General features: G+C 62.8%; 10 protein-coding genes. 1 reads left to right on the forward strand and 9 read right to left on the reverse strand.

Annotation, left to right across the window (positions count from 1 at the left end; all coding sequences use genetic code 11):
• Window positions 1-69 precede the first annotated feature (69 nt).
• Window positions 70-3570, reverse strand: a complete 3501-nt coding sequence (gene mfd, locus G9X64_RS22135; protein ID WP_171377388.1) for a transcription-repair coupling factor — start codon at window positions 3568-3570, stop codon at window positions 70-72.
• Window positions 3567-3872, reverse strand: coding sequence for an FAD assembly factor SdhE (locus G9X64_RS22140; protein WP_017960426.1), 306 nt, complete (start codon window positions 3870-3872; stop codon window positions 3567-3569). Before G9X64_RS22140 ends, mfd begins: the two co-directional genes overlap by 4 nt.
• A gap of 92 nt (window positions 3873-3964) precedes the next feature.
• Here G9X64_RS22140 and recG point away from each other — a divergent pair, with 92 nt between their 5' ends.
• Window positions 3965-6070, forward strand: coding sequence for an ATP-dependent DNA helicase RecG (recG, locus tag G9X64_RS22145; protein WP_171377389.1), 2106 nt, complete (start codon window positions 3965-3967; stop codon window positions 6068-6070).
• An 81-nt stretch (window positions 6071-6151) separates the two neighbouring features.
• Here the strand turns inward: recG and G9X64_RS22150 are convergent, their stop codons facing one another.
• From G9X64_RS22150 to ytfR, 7 genes are all read right to left on the reverse strand, one after another.
• Window positions 6152-6859 carry a DUF502 domain-containing protein gene (locus tag G9X64_RS22150; protein ID WP_168317818.1) on the reverse strand — a complete coding sequence of 236 codons (708 nt, stop codon included), beginning with the start codon at window positions 6857-6859 and terminating at the stop codon, window positions 6152-6154.
• Between the two features lie 135 nt (window positions 6860-6994).
• On the reverse strand, window positions 6995-8821 hold the full coding sequence (gene glmS, locus G9X64_RS22155; RefSeq protein WP_171377390.1) for a glutamine--fructose-6-phosphate transaminase (isomerizing): 1827 nt from the start codon (window positions 8819-8821) through the stop codon (window positions 6995-6997).
• Between the two features lie 109 nt (window positions 8822-8930).
• On the reverse strand, window positions 8931-10292 hold the full coding sequence (gene glmU / locus G9X64_RS22160) for a bifunctional UDP-N-acetylglucosamine diphosphorylase/glucosamine-1-phosphate N-acetyltransferase GlmU (RefSeq protein WP_171377391.1): 1362 nt from the start codon (window positions 10290-10292) through the stop codon (window positions 8931-8933).
• Window positions 10293-10456: 164 nt separating this feature from the next.
• A complete protein-coding gene (locus G9X64_RS22165) occupies window positions 10457-11242 on the reverse strand; it encodes a FadR/GntR family transcriptional regulator (protein WP_168311900.1) in 786 nt (261 codons plus the stop codon).
• A gap of 16 nt (window positions 11243-11258) precedes the next feature.
• The gene (gene yjfF, locus G9X64_RS22170) at window positions 11259-12227 is read right to left on the reverse strand and encodes a galactofuranose ABC transporter, permease protein YjfF (protein ID WP_171377392.1); all 969 of its coding nucleotides are present in this window, start codon (window positions 12225-12227) and stop codon (window positions 11259-11261) included.
• Window positions 12224-13237 (reverse strand): ABC transporter permease, encoded by a 1014-nt coding sequence (locus tag G9X64_RS22175; RefSeq protein ID WP_168311898.1) that lies wholly within the window; start codon window positions 13235-13237, stop codon window positions 12224-12226. The genes yjfF and G9X64_RS22175 overlap by 4 nt, the downstream gene beginning before the upstream one ends.
• A complete protein-coding gene (gene ytfR / locus G9X64_RS22180; protein WP_168311897.1) occupies window positions 13234-14757 on the reverse strand; it encodes a galactofuranose ABC transporter, ATP-binding protein YtfR in 1524 nt (507 codons plus the stop codon). Before ytfR ends, G9X64_RS22175 begins: the two co-directional genes overlap by 4 nt.
• Window positions 14758-14824: the final 67 nt, after the last annotated feature.

Here is a 14824-nt window from a genome sequence, read left to right on the forward strand (position 1 = left end):
CAATGCCAAAATAACCTTGACCAAGGCAATGCGATTAGACAACCGCTGCACACTTTTGCTGGAATTGCTCTATTTCGCAAACTCAGCCAGTTGCGTCATGATGACCGCGGCACCTTGCAGGCGTTTTTCCGGCGTCGGCAGGTCGCGGGTCAGGAACAGGCTGTGATCGGGGCGGATCTTCGCCATCGTGCCCTGCTTGCCGATATAACCGACGAGGTTTGCCGGGTTGGGGAATTCCTTGTTGCGGAACTGCACGACGACACCCTTCGGGCCGGCATCAAGCTTTTCGACATTGGCGGTGCGGCAGAGCGACTTGATGTAGACGATCTTCAGCAGATGCTGGACTTCGATCGGCATCGGGCCGAAGCGGTCGATCATCTCGGCACCGAAGCCATCGATCTCGTTGAGTTCGGTGATTTCGCCCAAGCGGCGGTAGAGCGCCATGCGCAAATGCAGGTCCGGCACATAGTTCTCGGGGATCATCACCGTCGTGCCGACGGAGATCTGCGGCGACCAGCCGGTATCGTGGATCTCGTCGACACCCTTGACCTCGGCGACCGCCTCTTCCAGCATCTGCTGGTAAAGCTCGAAGCCGACTTCCTTGATATGGCCGGACTGCTCCTCGCCGAGCAGGTTTCCGGCGCCGCGAATATCGAGATCGTGGCTCGCCAGCTGGAAACCGGCGCCGAGCGTATCCAGCGACTGCAGCACCTTGAGGCGACGCTCTGCGGTTGCCGTCAGCACCTTGTTGACCGGCAGGGTGAAGAGCGCGAAGGCGCGCACCTTCGAGCGGCCGACGCGGCCGCGCAGCTGATAGAGCTGGGCAAGGCCGAACATATCGGCACGGTGGACGATCAGCGTATTGGCCGTGGGCACGTCGAGGCCGGATTCGACAATGGTGGTCGACAACAGCACGTCGTAGCGGCCTTCATAAAAGGCGTTCATGATGTCTTCGAGTTCGCCGGCCGGCATCTGGCCATGGGCGACGGCGACCTTCAGCTCCGGCACATCCGATTGCAGGAAGGCATGCACGTCCTCGAGATCGGCAAGCCTGGGGCAGACATAGAAGCTCTGGCCGCCGCGATAATGCTCGCGCATCAGCGTCTCGCGGATCACCAGGCTGTCGAAGGGCGAGATGAAGGTGCGCACCGCCATGCGGTCGACCGGCGGCGTGGTGATCAGCGATAGTTCGCGCACGCCGGTCATGGCAAGCTGCAGTGTGCGCGGGATCGGCGTTGCCGACAGCGTCAGCACGTGCACGTCGCTCTTCAGCTCCTTCAGCCGCTCCTTGTGCTTGACGCCGAAATGCTGTTCCTCGTCGATGACGAGCAGGCCGAGATTGGCGAATTTGATGCCGGCGCCGAGCAGCGCATGGGTGCCGACGACGATATCGGTCTTGCCTTCCGCCACCTCCTTCTTGGTCAGCGCCAACTCCTTGGCGCCGACGAGGCGCGAGGCCTGTTGGATGCGCACCGGCAGACCGCGGAAACGGTCGGAGAAGGTCTTGAAATGCTGGCGGGAAAGCAGTGTCGTCGGCACGACGACGGCAACCTGGGCACCGTTCATCGCGGCGACGAAGGCGGCGCGCAGCGCCACTTCGGTCTTGCCGAAACCGACGTCGCCGCAGACCAGACGGTCCATCGGCCGGCCGGCGGCGAGATCGGAACGCACGGCCTCGATGGCGTTATCCTGGTCTTCGGTCTCGTCATAGGGGAAGCGGGCTGCGAATTCGTCGTAAAGGCCTTCCGGCGTCGTCAGCATGGGCGCATGGCGCGTCAGGCGCTCGGCGGCGATGCGGATCAGCGCATCGGCCATGTCGAGCAGGCGTTTCTTGAGCTTGGCCTTGCGCATCTGCCAGGCGCCGCCGCCGAGCTTGTCGAGCTGGGCTTCGGTGCCTTCGCCGCCGTAACGCGAGAGGAGATCGATGTTTTCGACCGGCAGGAAGAGCTTGGCCTCGTCGGCATATTGCAGTTCGAGGCAGGCATGCGGCGCGCCTGCGGCTTCGATGGTCCTCAGCCCTATAAAGCGGCCGATACCATGTTCGGCGTGGACGACGATCGAGCCCTCATCGAGGCCCGCGACCTCCGAGATGAAATCGGCTGCGCGCTTGCGGCGCTTGGAGCGGCGCACCATGCGGTCGCCGAGGATGTCCTGCTCGCCGATGACGACGAGGTCGCCGGCCTGAAAGCCGGCTTCGAGACTGAGCACGGCAGCGGCCGCCTCGCCTCTCGCCAGCGAGCCGACATCCTTCAGCGCCTCGATCGGCTTGACCTTTTCGAGGCCATGCTCGTTCAGCACCTGCAGCAGGCGTTCCAGCGAACCTTCGGTCCAGGCTGTGACGAGCACTTTGGCGCCGGCGGCACGGCGGTCGGCAATATGCTTGACGACGACGTCGAAGATGTTGATGCGTTCGGCATCACCGCCGCCTTCGGCGTTCGAACGGGCCCAGCGCTGGCCCTGACGGGCGTCGACATTGACGACCCGCCGCGCCTCGCCCTCATGCTCGTTGAACGGGCTGATGCGGATCGCGCCCAGCGCGTCGAGGGTTTTGACGAAAAGCTTGCTGTCGAGATAGAGCTGGCCCGGCGTCACCGGCTTGTAGGGCGTGCCCTGCGTCATGCCCTTGGCCGGCTGGCCGGAGTTCAGGCGGGCGTCGTAATAGTCGAAAACGAGCTTGGAGCGCTCTTCGGCTGCTTCACGCACCGTATGGTCGATGACGATACGGAAGCCGCTGAGATAATCGAAGACGGTATCGAGCTTCTCGTAGAAAAGCGGCAGCCAGTGCTCCATGCCGGGGTAACGGCGGCCTTCGGAGACGGCGAGATAGAGCGCGTCGTCGCGTGTGGTCGCGCCGAAAGCGGAGAGGTAATTCTTGCGGAAGCGGCTGATCGTATCCGGCGTCAGGGTCACTTCGCTCATCGGGTTGAGATCGAGGGAGCGCACCTGTCCCGTCGTGCGCTGGCTGGCTGGATCGAAGCTGCGGATGCTCTCCAGCGTGTCGCCGAAGAAATCGAGGCGAACCGGCTCTTCGGAACCCGGCACGAAGACGTCGAGAATGCCGCCGCGCACGGCATATTCGCCGACCTCGCGAACGGTCGCGACCCGCTCGAAGCCATTGCGCTCCAGGCGGCCGGCAAGGTCGTCCATGCGCAGCTGGTTGCCGGGACGGGCCGAAAAAGTCAGGCTTTCGATAACATCCTGCGGCGCCACCTTCTGCAGCATGGCATTGGCGGTGACGAGCACGATTGCCGCATGCGGCTTCTTGCGATGGGCGATGAGGCCGCCGAGTGCGGCAAGCCGGCGGGCCGAGGTGTCGGCGCTCGGCGAGACGCGGTCATAGGGCAGACAGTCCCAGGCCGGCAGAGTGAGAACCGGAATGTCGGGGGCGACGAAGCCCAGCATCTGCTCAAGATCGGCCATTCGGTGGCCGTCGGACATGACATAGGCGACCGGCTCTCCCGTTCGGGCGAGCTCGGCGAGCAGCAGCGTCTCCAGACCTGCCGGCACATTGCCGATCGTCAGCGGCTCGGCAATGGCCGCAAGCTTCTTCGCATCGAAACCAGGGATCATTCCGGCGTCCTGAGGGGCTTGTCAAAATCGGGCTTATAGGCGGCGATGCGGGCAAACATCGGTGTCTGGAAACGCTCAGGCACCGGCCATGTTCCCATGATCCAGCGGACGAGATCATTGTCCTCTTCCGCCATGATCGTCTCGAACTCGTCGAGTTCGGCTTCCGACAGTGTGGCGACCTCGGCTTCGGCGAACTGGCCGAAAACCAGATCCATCTCGCGGATGCCGCGATGCCAGCAGCGGAAAAGGATTCTGCGGCGGCGCGGGTCGAGACCGGCACTCGTGAGCGTGACACCTGTCATGGCATTACCTTCCTGTTGATGCGCCTCTATAGACCCTGGAAAGCGGCTTGTCAGCCTTGCCAAGGCCGCATTGTTCATCGCATTTTGGCCGCATGCGCCCCGCCATTCTCGATCCTCTGTTTTCCCCTATTTCGGGCCTTCCGGGCGTCGGCCCGAAGATCGCCGACCTGCTGGTCAAGCTGCTCGGGCGCGAGACGCTGGAGGATTGCCGGGTCATCGATCTGCTCTTCCACGCGCCCTTTTCGCTGATCGACCGGCGCAACCAGCCGGGCATCGCCCGCGCGCCGCAGGGTGCGATCGTGACGATCACGGCGCGCGTCGACCGCCACCAGGTGCCGCCGGGCGGCAAAAGCAATATCCCCTACCGCGTCTTCCTGCATGACGAGACCGGCGAGCTGACGCTGGTTTTCTTCCGCGGACAGGCGGCGTGGCTGGAAAAGCAGCTGCCTGTTGACGCGGAGGTGACGGTCAGCGGCAAGATCGACTGGTTCAACGGCCGCGCCTCGATGGTACATCCCGACTATATCGTCAGGGCCGACGAGGCGGAGAGCCTGCCGCTGGTCGAGCCGATCTATCCGCTGACGGCGGGGCTTTCGCCGAAGACGCTGCGCAAGATCATCGACGCCGGCCTGCCGCGTTTTCCCGAGCTGCCGGAATGGATCGACCCGGCGCTGACTGAGAAACAGGGCCTGCCGTCGATCCGCGACAGTTTCCACATGCTGCACGAGCCGCGCGACCCCAGCGATATCGACCCGCAGGCCCCTGCCCGGCGGCGGCTTGCCTATGACGAGTTCCTCGCCGGTCAGCTGTCGCTGAGCCTGGTGCGGCAGAGGCTGCGCAAGGTGGCGGGCCAGCCGGTGCATGCGACCGGCACCATCAGCAGCAAGATCCTGAAGACCTTGCCCTTCTCGCTCACCGGCAGCCAGAACGAGGCGATCGCCGAGGTTTTGAAGGATATGGCCGGCAACGAGCGCATGCTGCGGCTGCTGCAGGGCGATGTCGGTTCCGGCAAGACGCTGGTGGCGCTGATGGCGATGGCGGCGGTGATTGAGAGCGGCGGCCAGGCCGTGCTGATGGCGCCGACCGAAATCCTGGCGCGGCAGCACCACGCAACGATCTCGAAATTTGCCGCCTCCGCCGGGCTCAACATCGAAGTGCTGACCGGGCGCACCAAGGGACGCGAACGGGAGGAAATCCTGGAGCGCATTGCCTCGGGTGCTGCCCAGATCATCATCGGCACGCATGCGCTTTTCCAGGACAGTGTCGCCTACGCCAATCTGATGCTTGCCGTCGTCGACGAGCAGCACCGTTTCGGCGTGCATCAGCGCCTGCGGCTGACCGCCAAGGGCCTCTCGCCCCATATGCTGGTCATGACGGCGACGCCGATCCCGCGCACGCTGGTGCTCGCCGCCTTCGGAGATATGGACGTCTCCAAACTCACCGAGAAGCCGGCCGGCCGCAAGCCGATCCAAACGATCACCGTGCCGATGGAACGAACCGGCGAAATCGTCGGGCGGCTGCAAAGCGCGCTTGGCGAAGGCAAGAAGGCCTACTGGATCTGCCCGCTGGTCGAAGAGTCTGAGGAGCTCGACCTGATGTCGGCCGAGGAGCGGCATGCGACGCTGATCTCCGCACTCGGCCCGGGCATCGGCCTCATCCACGGCCGCATGAGCGGGCCGGAGAAGGATGCCGCGATGATGGCGTTCAAGAACGGCGAGACCCGCCTGCTCGTCGCCACTACAGTCGTCGAGGTCGGTGTCGATGTGCCGGATGCGACGATCATGGTGATCGAACACGCCGAACGCTTCGGCCTGGCCCAATTGCATCAGCTGCGCGGCCGCGTCGGGCGCGGCGACGAGGCTTCGACCTGCATCCTGCTCTACAAGGGACCACTCGGCGAGACCGGCCATGCCAGGCTTTCGATCATGCGGGAGACGGAGGATGGCTTCCGCATCGCCGAAGAAGACCTGAAGCTGCGCGGTGAAGGCGAATTGCTCGGCACAAGGCAATCCGGCACGCCGGGCTTTCGCATCGCCAGCCTCGAGGCGCATGCCGACCTGTTGGAGATCGCCCGCAAGGATGCGGCTTACCTCATCGAGCGCGATCCGGAGCTGACCACCGAGAGGGGAACGGCGATCCGCACCCTGCTCTATCTTTTCCGCCGCGACGAGGCGATCCGTTTTCTCAGGGCTGGATAAAGCGCGCTACGGCGCGCTTTAAGTCTTTGTTCCATACATGTCGTTACCCCAAAACCGCTGAACACTTTTGGGCGACATGCATCATTCCGCTTTGGAAACTGCCACCGGCTTTGGCCGCGGCAAATGCTTCTGCTTTGGATCGGCCGGCTTGTGTTCGGGCGCGACAAGCCCGCCTGAAATCAGGAACTTGGCGGCGTCTTCCGGGGACATATCGAGCATGACGATCTTCTCGCGCGGCACGAAGATGAGGAATCCCGCGGTCGGCACCGGCGTCGGCGGCAGGAAGACGGCGACCATGTCCTGGCCCATCGCATTGAACTTCGACGCGATTTCGCCCTTGGCGTCGGTGGCGATGAAGATCAGCGCCCAGAGGCCGGGGCCCGGATATTCGATGAGGCCGACCTTCTTGAAGGAGTTCGCCTGTTCCTTCAGCACGGTTTCGAAAATCTGCTTCACGCTTCTGTAGACCGTGCGCACCAGCGGCATGCGCTGAACGATCGATTCGCCGAACCGGACGATGCTCTGGCCGATGAGGTTCTTGCCGAGAAAGCCGACAACGGTGATCAGCACAACGGCGATCAGCAGGCCGAAACCGGGAATGGCGAAATTGAGATAGCTTTCCGGATTCCAGCGCGCCGGAATATAGGGGCGGACCCAGCTGTCCGACCAGTGGATGAAGGTCCAGGTCAGCCAGATGGTGATCGCGATCGGCGCGCAGATGATCAGCCCTGCGAGAAAATTATTCCTCAGCCGGGTCGCGACCGGCATTCTGGGGGTCTTGTCGGTCATCGTGTCCTGATGAACTCCATCTCAGTCCTGGACAGGCCGGAACGCCGGCCCTTCCCCCTTGTCCGCCGACCAAAATTGCCAGAATTCGGGGTCCCGCACAATATGTTTCGAAGCGAAGGTCGCGGCGTTGCAGGCTTATTCCACGGTCACGGATTTCGCCAGGTTGCGCGGTTGGTCGACATCGGTGCCCATGAAGACGGCGGTGTGATAGGCGAGCAGCTGGATTGGCAGCGAGAAGATCATCGGCGCGATGATTTCATCGACCACAGGCAGGGCGATCGTCGCCGTGGTCGGCAGTTTCGAGGCCGCTGCACCGGCCTCGTCGGTAATGAAGATGATGCGGCCGCCGCGGGCTGCGACCTCCTGCATGTTCGAGACGGTCTTTTCGAAGAAGCGGTCGTAGGGGGCGATGACGATGACAGGCATGTTCTCATCGATCAGCGCGATCGGCCCGTGCTTCAACTCGCCGGCGGCATAACCTTCGGCATGGATATAGGAGATCTCCTTGAGTTTCAGCGCGCCTTCCATGGCGAGCGGGAAACTGGTGCCGCGGCCGAGATAAAGGACGTCCTTGCACTTCGACAGCTCGCGCGACAGGCTTTCCATCTGTGGCTGGATGAGGTTCAGCACCCGGCTCATGATGCGCGGCATTTCGGCGAGATGGCGCACCAGCGCCCTCTCCTCGTCTGCACTCACCGTGCCGCGCGCCTTGCCGGCGCCGATCGCCAGTGCTGCCAGTACGGCGAGCTGGCAGGTGAAGGCTTTGGTCGAGGCGACGCCGATTTCGGGGCCGGCCATGATCGGGAAGACGGCGTCGGATTCGCGGGCGATCGTCGATTCGCGGACATTGACGACGGCGCCGATCTTCAACCCGTTGTCCCGGCAATAGCGCAACGATGCCAACGTATCGGCGGTCTCGCCTGACTGAGAGATGAAGAGGGCGGCCTGCGACGGCGACAGCGGCATTTCACGGTAGCGGAATTCGGAGGCGACGTCGATTTCGACCGGCAGGCGGGCATAACGCTCGAACCAGTATTTGCCGACGAGGCCGGCGAGATAGGCAGTGCCGCAGGCCGAGATCGCAAGGCCGGTCGCTGCCTTGAAGTCGATCGCGGCGGCATTGGCGCCGATCGTATTCTCGGCGAAATCGACATAGTGGCTGAGCGCGTGAGAGATCACCTCCGGCTGCTCGTAGATTTCCTTTTCCATGAAGTGGCGGTGGTTGCCCTTGTCGACGACATAGGCGGTCGCCTGCGAGATCTGCCGGGCGCGTTTGACCGGCTTGCCGGCGAAATCGAGCACCGAGACCCCATCGCAGGTGAGGACGGCGCAATCGCCGTCGACGAGATAGCTGATCTCGTTGGTGAAGGGCGAAAGCGCGATCGCGTCCGAGCCGAGGAACATCTCGCCGCGGCCGTAGCCGACGGCAAGCGGCGGTCCGGAACGGGCGGCCATGATCGTGCCGGGATGGGCCTTGAGCATAACAGCCAGCGCATAGGCGCCGGTCACGCGGTTCACCATCTTCAGCATAGCGTCGCGCGGCTCAAGGCCTTCGCGCAGGTATTTCGCCATCAGATGGGCGACCACCTCGGTGTCGGTCTGGGTTTGGAAGACCGAACCCTCCTCGGTCAGTTCGTCGCGAAGCTCGGAGAAATTCTCGATGATGCCGTTATGGACGACGGCGACGCCTTCGACGAAATGCGGATGGGCATTGGTCTCGTTCGGAATGCCGTGGGTGGCCCAGCGCGTGTGGGCGATGCCGACGGTGCCGGGCAGCGGTTCGCTGTCGAGGCGCTTTTCCAGATTGAACAGCTTGCCCTCGGCGCGGCGGCGATCCATCACGCCGTCATGAATGGTGGCGACACCGGCGGAATCGTAACCGCGATATTCGAGACGCTTCAGCGCATCGACCAGGCGCCCGGCCACAGGCGCAGTTCCGACGATCCCCACAATGCCGCACATATAGTATCCCCATAAAGGCTTCGATGACGAGGCCAGTCCTAACGATTCCTGCTTATTTCTCAATCACCTCGGCGGTCACTTTGAATTTCCGCCGGTTACGCAAGGCTGGTCAGGCTTTCGCCTTCTTCGCCGCCTTGATGGCGAGCGCACGTTCGCGCAGCAGTGTCGCGCGGCCGGGCTTGATCTCCTGCCGGGCACGGCCGAGCGCCAGCGCGTTGGCTGGCACGTTGGCGGTGATGACGCTGCCGGAGCCGATATAGGCGCCGTCACCGATCGTCACCGGCGCGACCAGCGAGGAGTTGGAACCGATGAAGGCGTTTTCGCCGATCACCGTCTCGCTCTTGTTGACGCCATCATAGTTGCAGGTGATCGTGCCGGCGCCAATATTGCTGCCGGCGCCGATGACGGCATCGCCGATATAGGTGAGGTGATTGACCTTGGCGCCTTCGCCCAGCCGGCCGTTCTTGACCTCGCAGAAATTGCCGACCTTAGAGCCGTTGGCGAGGTCCGCACCAGGCCTGAGCCGCGCGAAGGGGCCGACGGTCGCGCCTTCGCTGACATGCGCGCCCTCGATATGCGAGAAGGCATGGATGACGGCGCCGCTGTCGATCACCGCACCGGGACCGAAGACGACGTTCGGCTCGATCAGCGCATCCTGGCCGATCACGGTATCGTAGGAAAGAAAGACCGTTTCCGGCGCGATCATGGTGACGCCGGCCAGCATCATCTTGTGGCGGCGGCGCTCCTGCCAGAAGCGCTCGATGACGGCGAGTTCGGCACGGGTGTTGCAACCGGTCATCTCGATCTCAGGAGCATCGACGGCGGTGACGCGTCCGCCGAGCGAACGGGCGATCTCGACGAGATCGGTCAGATAGAATTCACCCTTGGCATTGGCATTGCCGATGCGCGTGAGAAGATCAAGCGCCTTGCGGCCATTGATCGCCATCAGCCCGCTGTTGCACCAGGTGACGGTGCGCTCGGCATCGGTCGCATCTTTCTCCTCCCGGATGGCGATGAGTTCGCCGTCCTTGACGAGCAGGCGGCCATAGCCGGTCGGGCGGTCGGTGTGGAAGCCGATGACGACGACATCGCTGCCGTCTGCAAGGCCCTGGCGGGCGGCTTTGAGCGGCCCGTCGGTCTGCAGCGGCACGTCGCCATAGGTGACGAGGATATCGTCATAGCCCTTGGCGATCGCGTCGCGCGCCGCCAGCACCGCGTGGCCGGTGCCGAGGCGTTCCTTCTGCAGATAGGATTCGATGACGACGCCGTCGATGCTTGCGGCCTTCGCCACGTCCTCGGCGTCACGGCCGACGACAAGGGCGACGGATGAGATGCCGGCGGAGGCGACCGCCTCGACCACATGGGCGATCATCGGCCGTCCGGCGACCGGATGCAGCACCTTCGATTTCGAGGATTTCATCCGCGTGCTGTCACCGGCGGCAAGGATGACGGCAAGACAAGTGCGTTCCATGATTTGCTCCGCGAATCCGCGCCATGAGGCGGCTTTATCGCCTCATACTGCAAAATTCCCTAAACCGGAATCGATTTAAGGATAAATTGTGCAGCCATTCAAAGTGCTGCAGCGTCCTTTGCGGCTCTCGAAAAGACGCGTGGCGCTGTCGATAAGCAAAGCCCTCACAAAGGTGAAATTGCGGCCGAAATCGGCCCTGTGACGGCGTCGGAACCGCGGGCCACGAAGGCTTCGTGCACATGATGGCGGCCGTCCAGGATAACGTCCTCCATCGCGCGGCGCGCAGCATTGCTATCGCCGGAAACGATCGCATCGACGATGCGCATATGGGTGTCGGCGATATTGGCGAAGCCGTTTTCGGTTGGCGGCGTGCTCATGCGGAACATGCCGACGAGGGCTGCTTCGATGAGGCTGCCCAGTGTCCGCATGAAGGGATTGTGCGAGGCTTCGGCGATCGCCAGGTGAAAACGAAGGTCGGCGAGTGCGAGGCTGTCCGCCGTATGACCGGCGGCCGCCATCTCGAGCGCCAGCCCGCGCAGCATCTCGATCTCCTCGGCATTCGCCCTTTCAGCGACGAGACCAGCGGCGAAGGGTTCGAAGGCGAGACGAATATCGTAGAGCTGCAGCAGGAATTCTTCCGTCACGCCGTTGTCGAAGTGCCAGGCGATGATCTCGCTGTCGAACATGTTCCAGAGATTCTTTTCGGTCACACGCGTGCCGACCCGCGCCTTGGCGACAACCATGCCCTTGGCGGCGAGCGTCTTCATCGTCTCGCGCAAGACGGTGCGGGACACTTTGAAACGCTGCGCCAGTTCCGTATCGCCTGGCAGGATCGAGCCGACGGGATAGGTGCCGGCGACGATCGCCTTGCCGAGTTCGTCGACGACCTGGGCGTGGCTCGTCCGGGTTCTGCGCCCCGTCTTGCGTGTCTCGTCCAATTTGTAGCGCAAGCGATCCGTCTCCCCCTCAGGCGTACCTCTTGTTCAGACTGGAAACGAACAGGATGGCTTTCTGCATCAGGATGAATGCAAATAGCAGAAGGCCAATCAGGATCTTGGTCCACCAGCTCGACAGCGTGCCGTCGAAGGTGATGTAGGTCTGAATGAGCCCCTGGATCAGGATACCGATCAAGGTTCCCGCCACGAATCCCGCTCCTCCGGTCAGCAGCGTCCCCCCAATGACCACCGCCGCGATGGCATCGAGTTCGACGCCGACTGCTGCAAGAGAATATCCGGCAGAGGTGTACAGCGAAAAAACGATCCCGGATAGGCCCGCCAGAAATCCCGAGAGCGCATAGATCTGGATTGTCGTGCGGCCGACCGGCACGCCCATCAGCCGCGCCGTCTGCGTGCCGCCACCAAGCGCATAGACATTGGTGCCAAAGCGGGTGCGCTGGGCAATGAAAATGCCGACACCAAAGACCAGAAGCATGATGCCGCCGATCAGCGTCAGCCGCCCCCCGCCGGGCAGACGATAATAGAGGCTCGTCAGCGTCGAATAATACTCATGGTTGATCGGGATGCTGTCGATCGAGAGCACGAAGGCCATGCCGCGCGCCAGGAACATGCCGGCAAGGGTGACGATGAAGGCCGGCATTTCGAGATAGTGGATGATCGCGCCCATGATACCGCCAAAGGCAGTAGTGATGACGAGCACGATCGCGAAAGCGAGCAGCGGATGGATCGAGGTGTTCTGCAGGATCACCGCGAGGAAGACGCCGGTAAAGGCGATGACCGAGCCGATCGACAGATCGATGCCACCCGAAATGATGACGAAGGTCATGCCGACGGCAGCGATGCCGAGAAAGGCATTGTCGGTCAAAAGATTGCCGATGACGCGCGTCGACAAAATGTTCGGATATTGCAGCGCGCAGCCGGCATAGGCGAGCACGAAGATGACGATGGTCGCAAGCAGCGGCAGGTATTTGGAGTTCATTTCGGCTGCTCCCTACCGCCCTGCCGGCGGCTGGCGAAGATGGCGAGCGATTGTACCGCCGGCGACTGGATGACGAGGATGACGATAATGATGACGGCCTTGATGATCAGGTTGAATTCAGGCGGGAAGCCGGCGGACAGGATGCCGGTGTTCACCGCCTGGATGATCATCGCGCCGATCAGCGATCCGAGAATGCTGAAGCGGCCGCCGAGCAGCGAATTGCCGCCGACGACGACGGCGAGGATCGCGTCGAGCTCCAGCCAGAGGCCGGCATTGTTGGCATCGGCGCCCTTGATGTCGGCGGCGACGATGATGCCCGCAATCGAGGCACAGATCCCGCTCAGCATATAGACCGCCATCAGCAGCACCGGCGTTTGAATGCCGGAGAGCGTGCTGGCGCGGCGATTGATGCCGACGGCCTCGATCAGCATGCCGAGCGCCGTGCGGCGGACAAGCAGGATGACGAGCAGGCCGACGAGAAGCCAGATGACGACAGGCATCGGCAGAAGCAGCAGCGATCCGCTGCCGAAGAAGGTCAGCCCGTCATCGTTGAAGGTCAGGATGGCACCTTCGGTGATCAGCTGGGCGATGCCGCGGCCGGCCACCATCAGCACCAGCGTGGCGATGATCGGCTGGATATTGAGGACTGCCACCAGGAACCCGTTCCAGATGCCGCAGGCAAGCCCAATCGCAAGTGTCAGGATAATGGTGTAGGCAACTGAATTTCCTGAGACAATCGACGACGCGGCGACGGCGCCGCAGATCGCGATGACCGCACCGACGGAGAGGTCGATGCCCTTGGTGGCGATGACCAGCGTCATGCCGATCGCCAGCAGCGCCACCGGCGCGCCGCGATTCAGCACATCGATCAGGCTGCCATAGAGCCGACCATTCTGAACCACGACATTAAAAAACTGCGGTGATGTGATGAAATTCAACAGAAGAATGACAACGAGCGCGATCAATTGCGGCGCCAGGCGATAGGCCAGCGCTTTCAGGGAGGATCTCATGCATCCTCCATCTTGTGTTCGGCGGCGGCAATGGCATCGACGATGCCGGCAGCGGTGATACGCTCGCCTGTCAGTTCGGCGATATGCTGCCTGTCGCGCAGTACGATGACACGTGAACTATAGGCGACAAGCTCTTCAAGTTCTGAGGAAATCACGATCAGCGACATGCCGCCGGCACAGAGCTCTTCGATGAGCCGGATGATCTCGGCATGGGCACCGACATCGATGCCGCGGGTCGGCTCGTCGAGGATCAGAAACTTCGGATTGGTCGCCAGCCAGCGGGCGAGGATCGCCTTCTGCTGGTTGCCGCCTGACAGTAGCCGGATCGGTTTTTCGCGATCGGTGGTGCGGATATCGAGCGCCTTGATGTAGCGGTCGGCAAGCGCATTCTGCTCGGCGCGTGACAGCGGCCGCGTCCAGCCGCGGCGGGCCTGGAGCGCCAGTGCGATGTTCTCCCTGATCGACAGATCGCCGATGATGCCATCGGTCTTGCGGTCCTCGGGGCAGAAGCCAAAACCCTTTCCGATCGCCGCGCGCGGGCTCGAAATCGTCACTGGCTGGCCGTCGATCGTGGCGCTGCCGCTGTCGGCATGCTCGATGCCGAAGAGCAGTTCGGCGGTTTCGGTGCGCCCGGAGCCGAGCAGACCGGCGACGCCGACCACCTCTCCGGCGCGCACTTCAAGATCGAAAGGCTTGACCTTGCCGCGTTTGCCGTAACCTGAAAAACGGTATCGGACATCGCCGGCCGCAAGGCTGTGTTCCCGCACCGTCTCCTCGACATGGGCCAGTTCGCGGCCGAGCATCATGGCGATCAAGCCCTGTCGCGGCAGGTCGGCGGCGTCGCGGGTGCCGACGAGCTTGCCGTTGCGCAGCACGGTAATACGGTCGCTGATTGCATAGACCTGCTCGAGAAAATGGGTGATGAAGACGATGCCCAGGCCGCGTTTCTTCAGGTCGTCGATGATGCGGAAGAGCAGCGCCACTTCCTGATTGTCGAGACTTGCGGTGGGCTCGTCGAGGATCAGCACCTTGCCGGAGAGATCGACGGCACGGGCAATGGCGACCACCTGCTGGACGGCGACGGAGAAACGGCCGAGCTCGGCGGTGACGTCGATATCGATGCCATAACCGGCAAGCAGATCGCGCGCCTTGCGGTTCATCGAACGCACGTCGGTCATGCCGAAACGCCTTGGCTGGCGTCCGAGAAAGAGGTTTTCGGCGACGCTCAGATTGGAAAGGAGATTGACCTCCTGATAGACCGTGCCGATGCCGAGCTTCTGGGCGGCGAGCGTATTGGCCGGATTGATTTCCTGGCCGTCGAGCGTCAGGCTGCCTTCGTCACGATGGTAGGCGCCGGTGATGCACTTGATCAGCGTCGATTTGCCGGCGCCGTTTTCGCCGAGTAATGCGTGAACCTCGCCACGGCGGAGCGTGAAATCCACCTTGTCCAAGGCGACGGCGCCGGGGAAGAATTTCGATATGCCGGAGGCTGCGAGAATATTCTCGAAATTGTGAACCATGAGGGCTGCTGTTTCCTGATATTGCGCCTGACGCCTGTGCCAAAACCGGGCATGATGCCCGGCCCGA

The organism is Rhizobium sophorae (assembly GCF_013087515.1).
Taxonomy (GTDB): Bacteria; Pseudomonadota; Alphaproteobacteria; order Rhizobiales; family Rhizobiaceae; genus Rhizobium; species Rhizobium sophorae.

Coding starts and splice junctions, on each gene's coding strand:
- mfd (WP_171377388.1), bottom strand. CDS start 3,570: ATGATCCCTGGTTTCGATGCGAAGAAGCTTGCGGCCATTGCCGAGCCG.
- G9X64_RS22140 (WP_017960426.1), bottom strand. CDS start 3,872: ATGACAGGTGTCACGCTCACGAGTGCCGGTCTCGACCCGCGCCGCCGC.
- recG (WP_171377389.1), top strand. CDS start 3,965: ATGCGCCCCGCCATTCTCGATCCTCTGTTTTCCCCTATTTCGGGCCTT.
- G9X64_RS22150 (WP_168317818.1), bottom strand. CDS start 6,859: ATGACCGACAAGACCCCCAGAATGCCGGTCGCGACCCGGCTGAGGAAT.
- glmS (WP_171377390.1), bottom strand. CDS start 8,821: ATGTGCGGCATTGTGGGGATCGTCGGAACTGCGCCTGTGGCCGGGCGC.
- glmU (WP_171377391.1), bottom strand. CDS start 10,292: ATGGAACGCACTTGTCTTGCCGTCATCCTTGCCGCCGGTGACAGCACG.
- yjfF (WP_171377392.1), bottom strand. CDS start 12,227: ATGAACTCCAAATACCTGCCGCTGCTTGCGACCATCGTCATCTTCGTG.
- G9X64_RS22175 (WP_168311898.1), bottom strand. CDS start 13,237: ATGAGATCCTCCCTGAAAGCGCTGGCCTATCGCCTGGCGCCGCAATTG.
- ytfR (WP_168311897.1), bottom strand. CDS start 14,757: ATGGTTCACAATTTCGAGAATATTCTCGCAGCCTCCGGCATATCGAAA.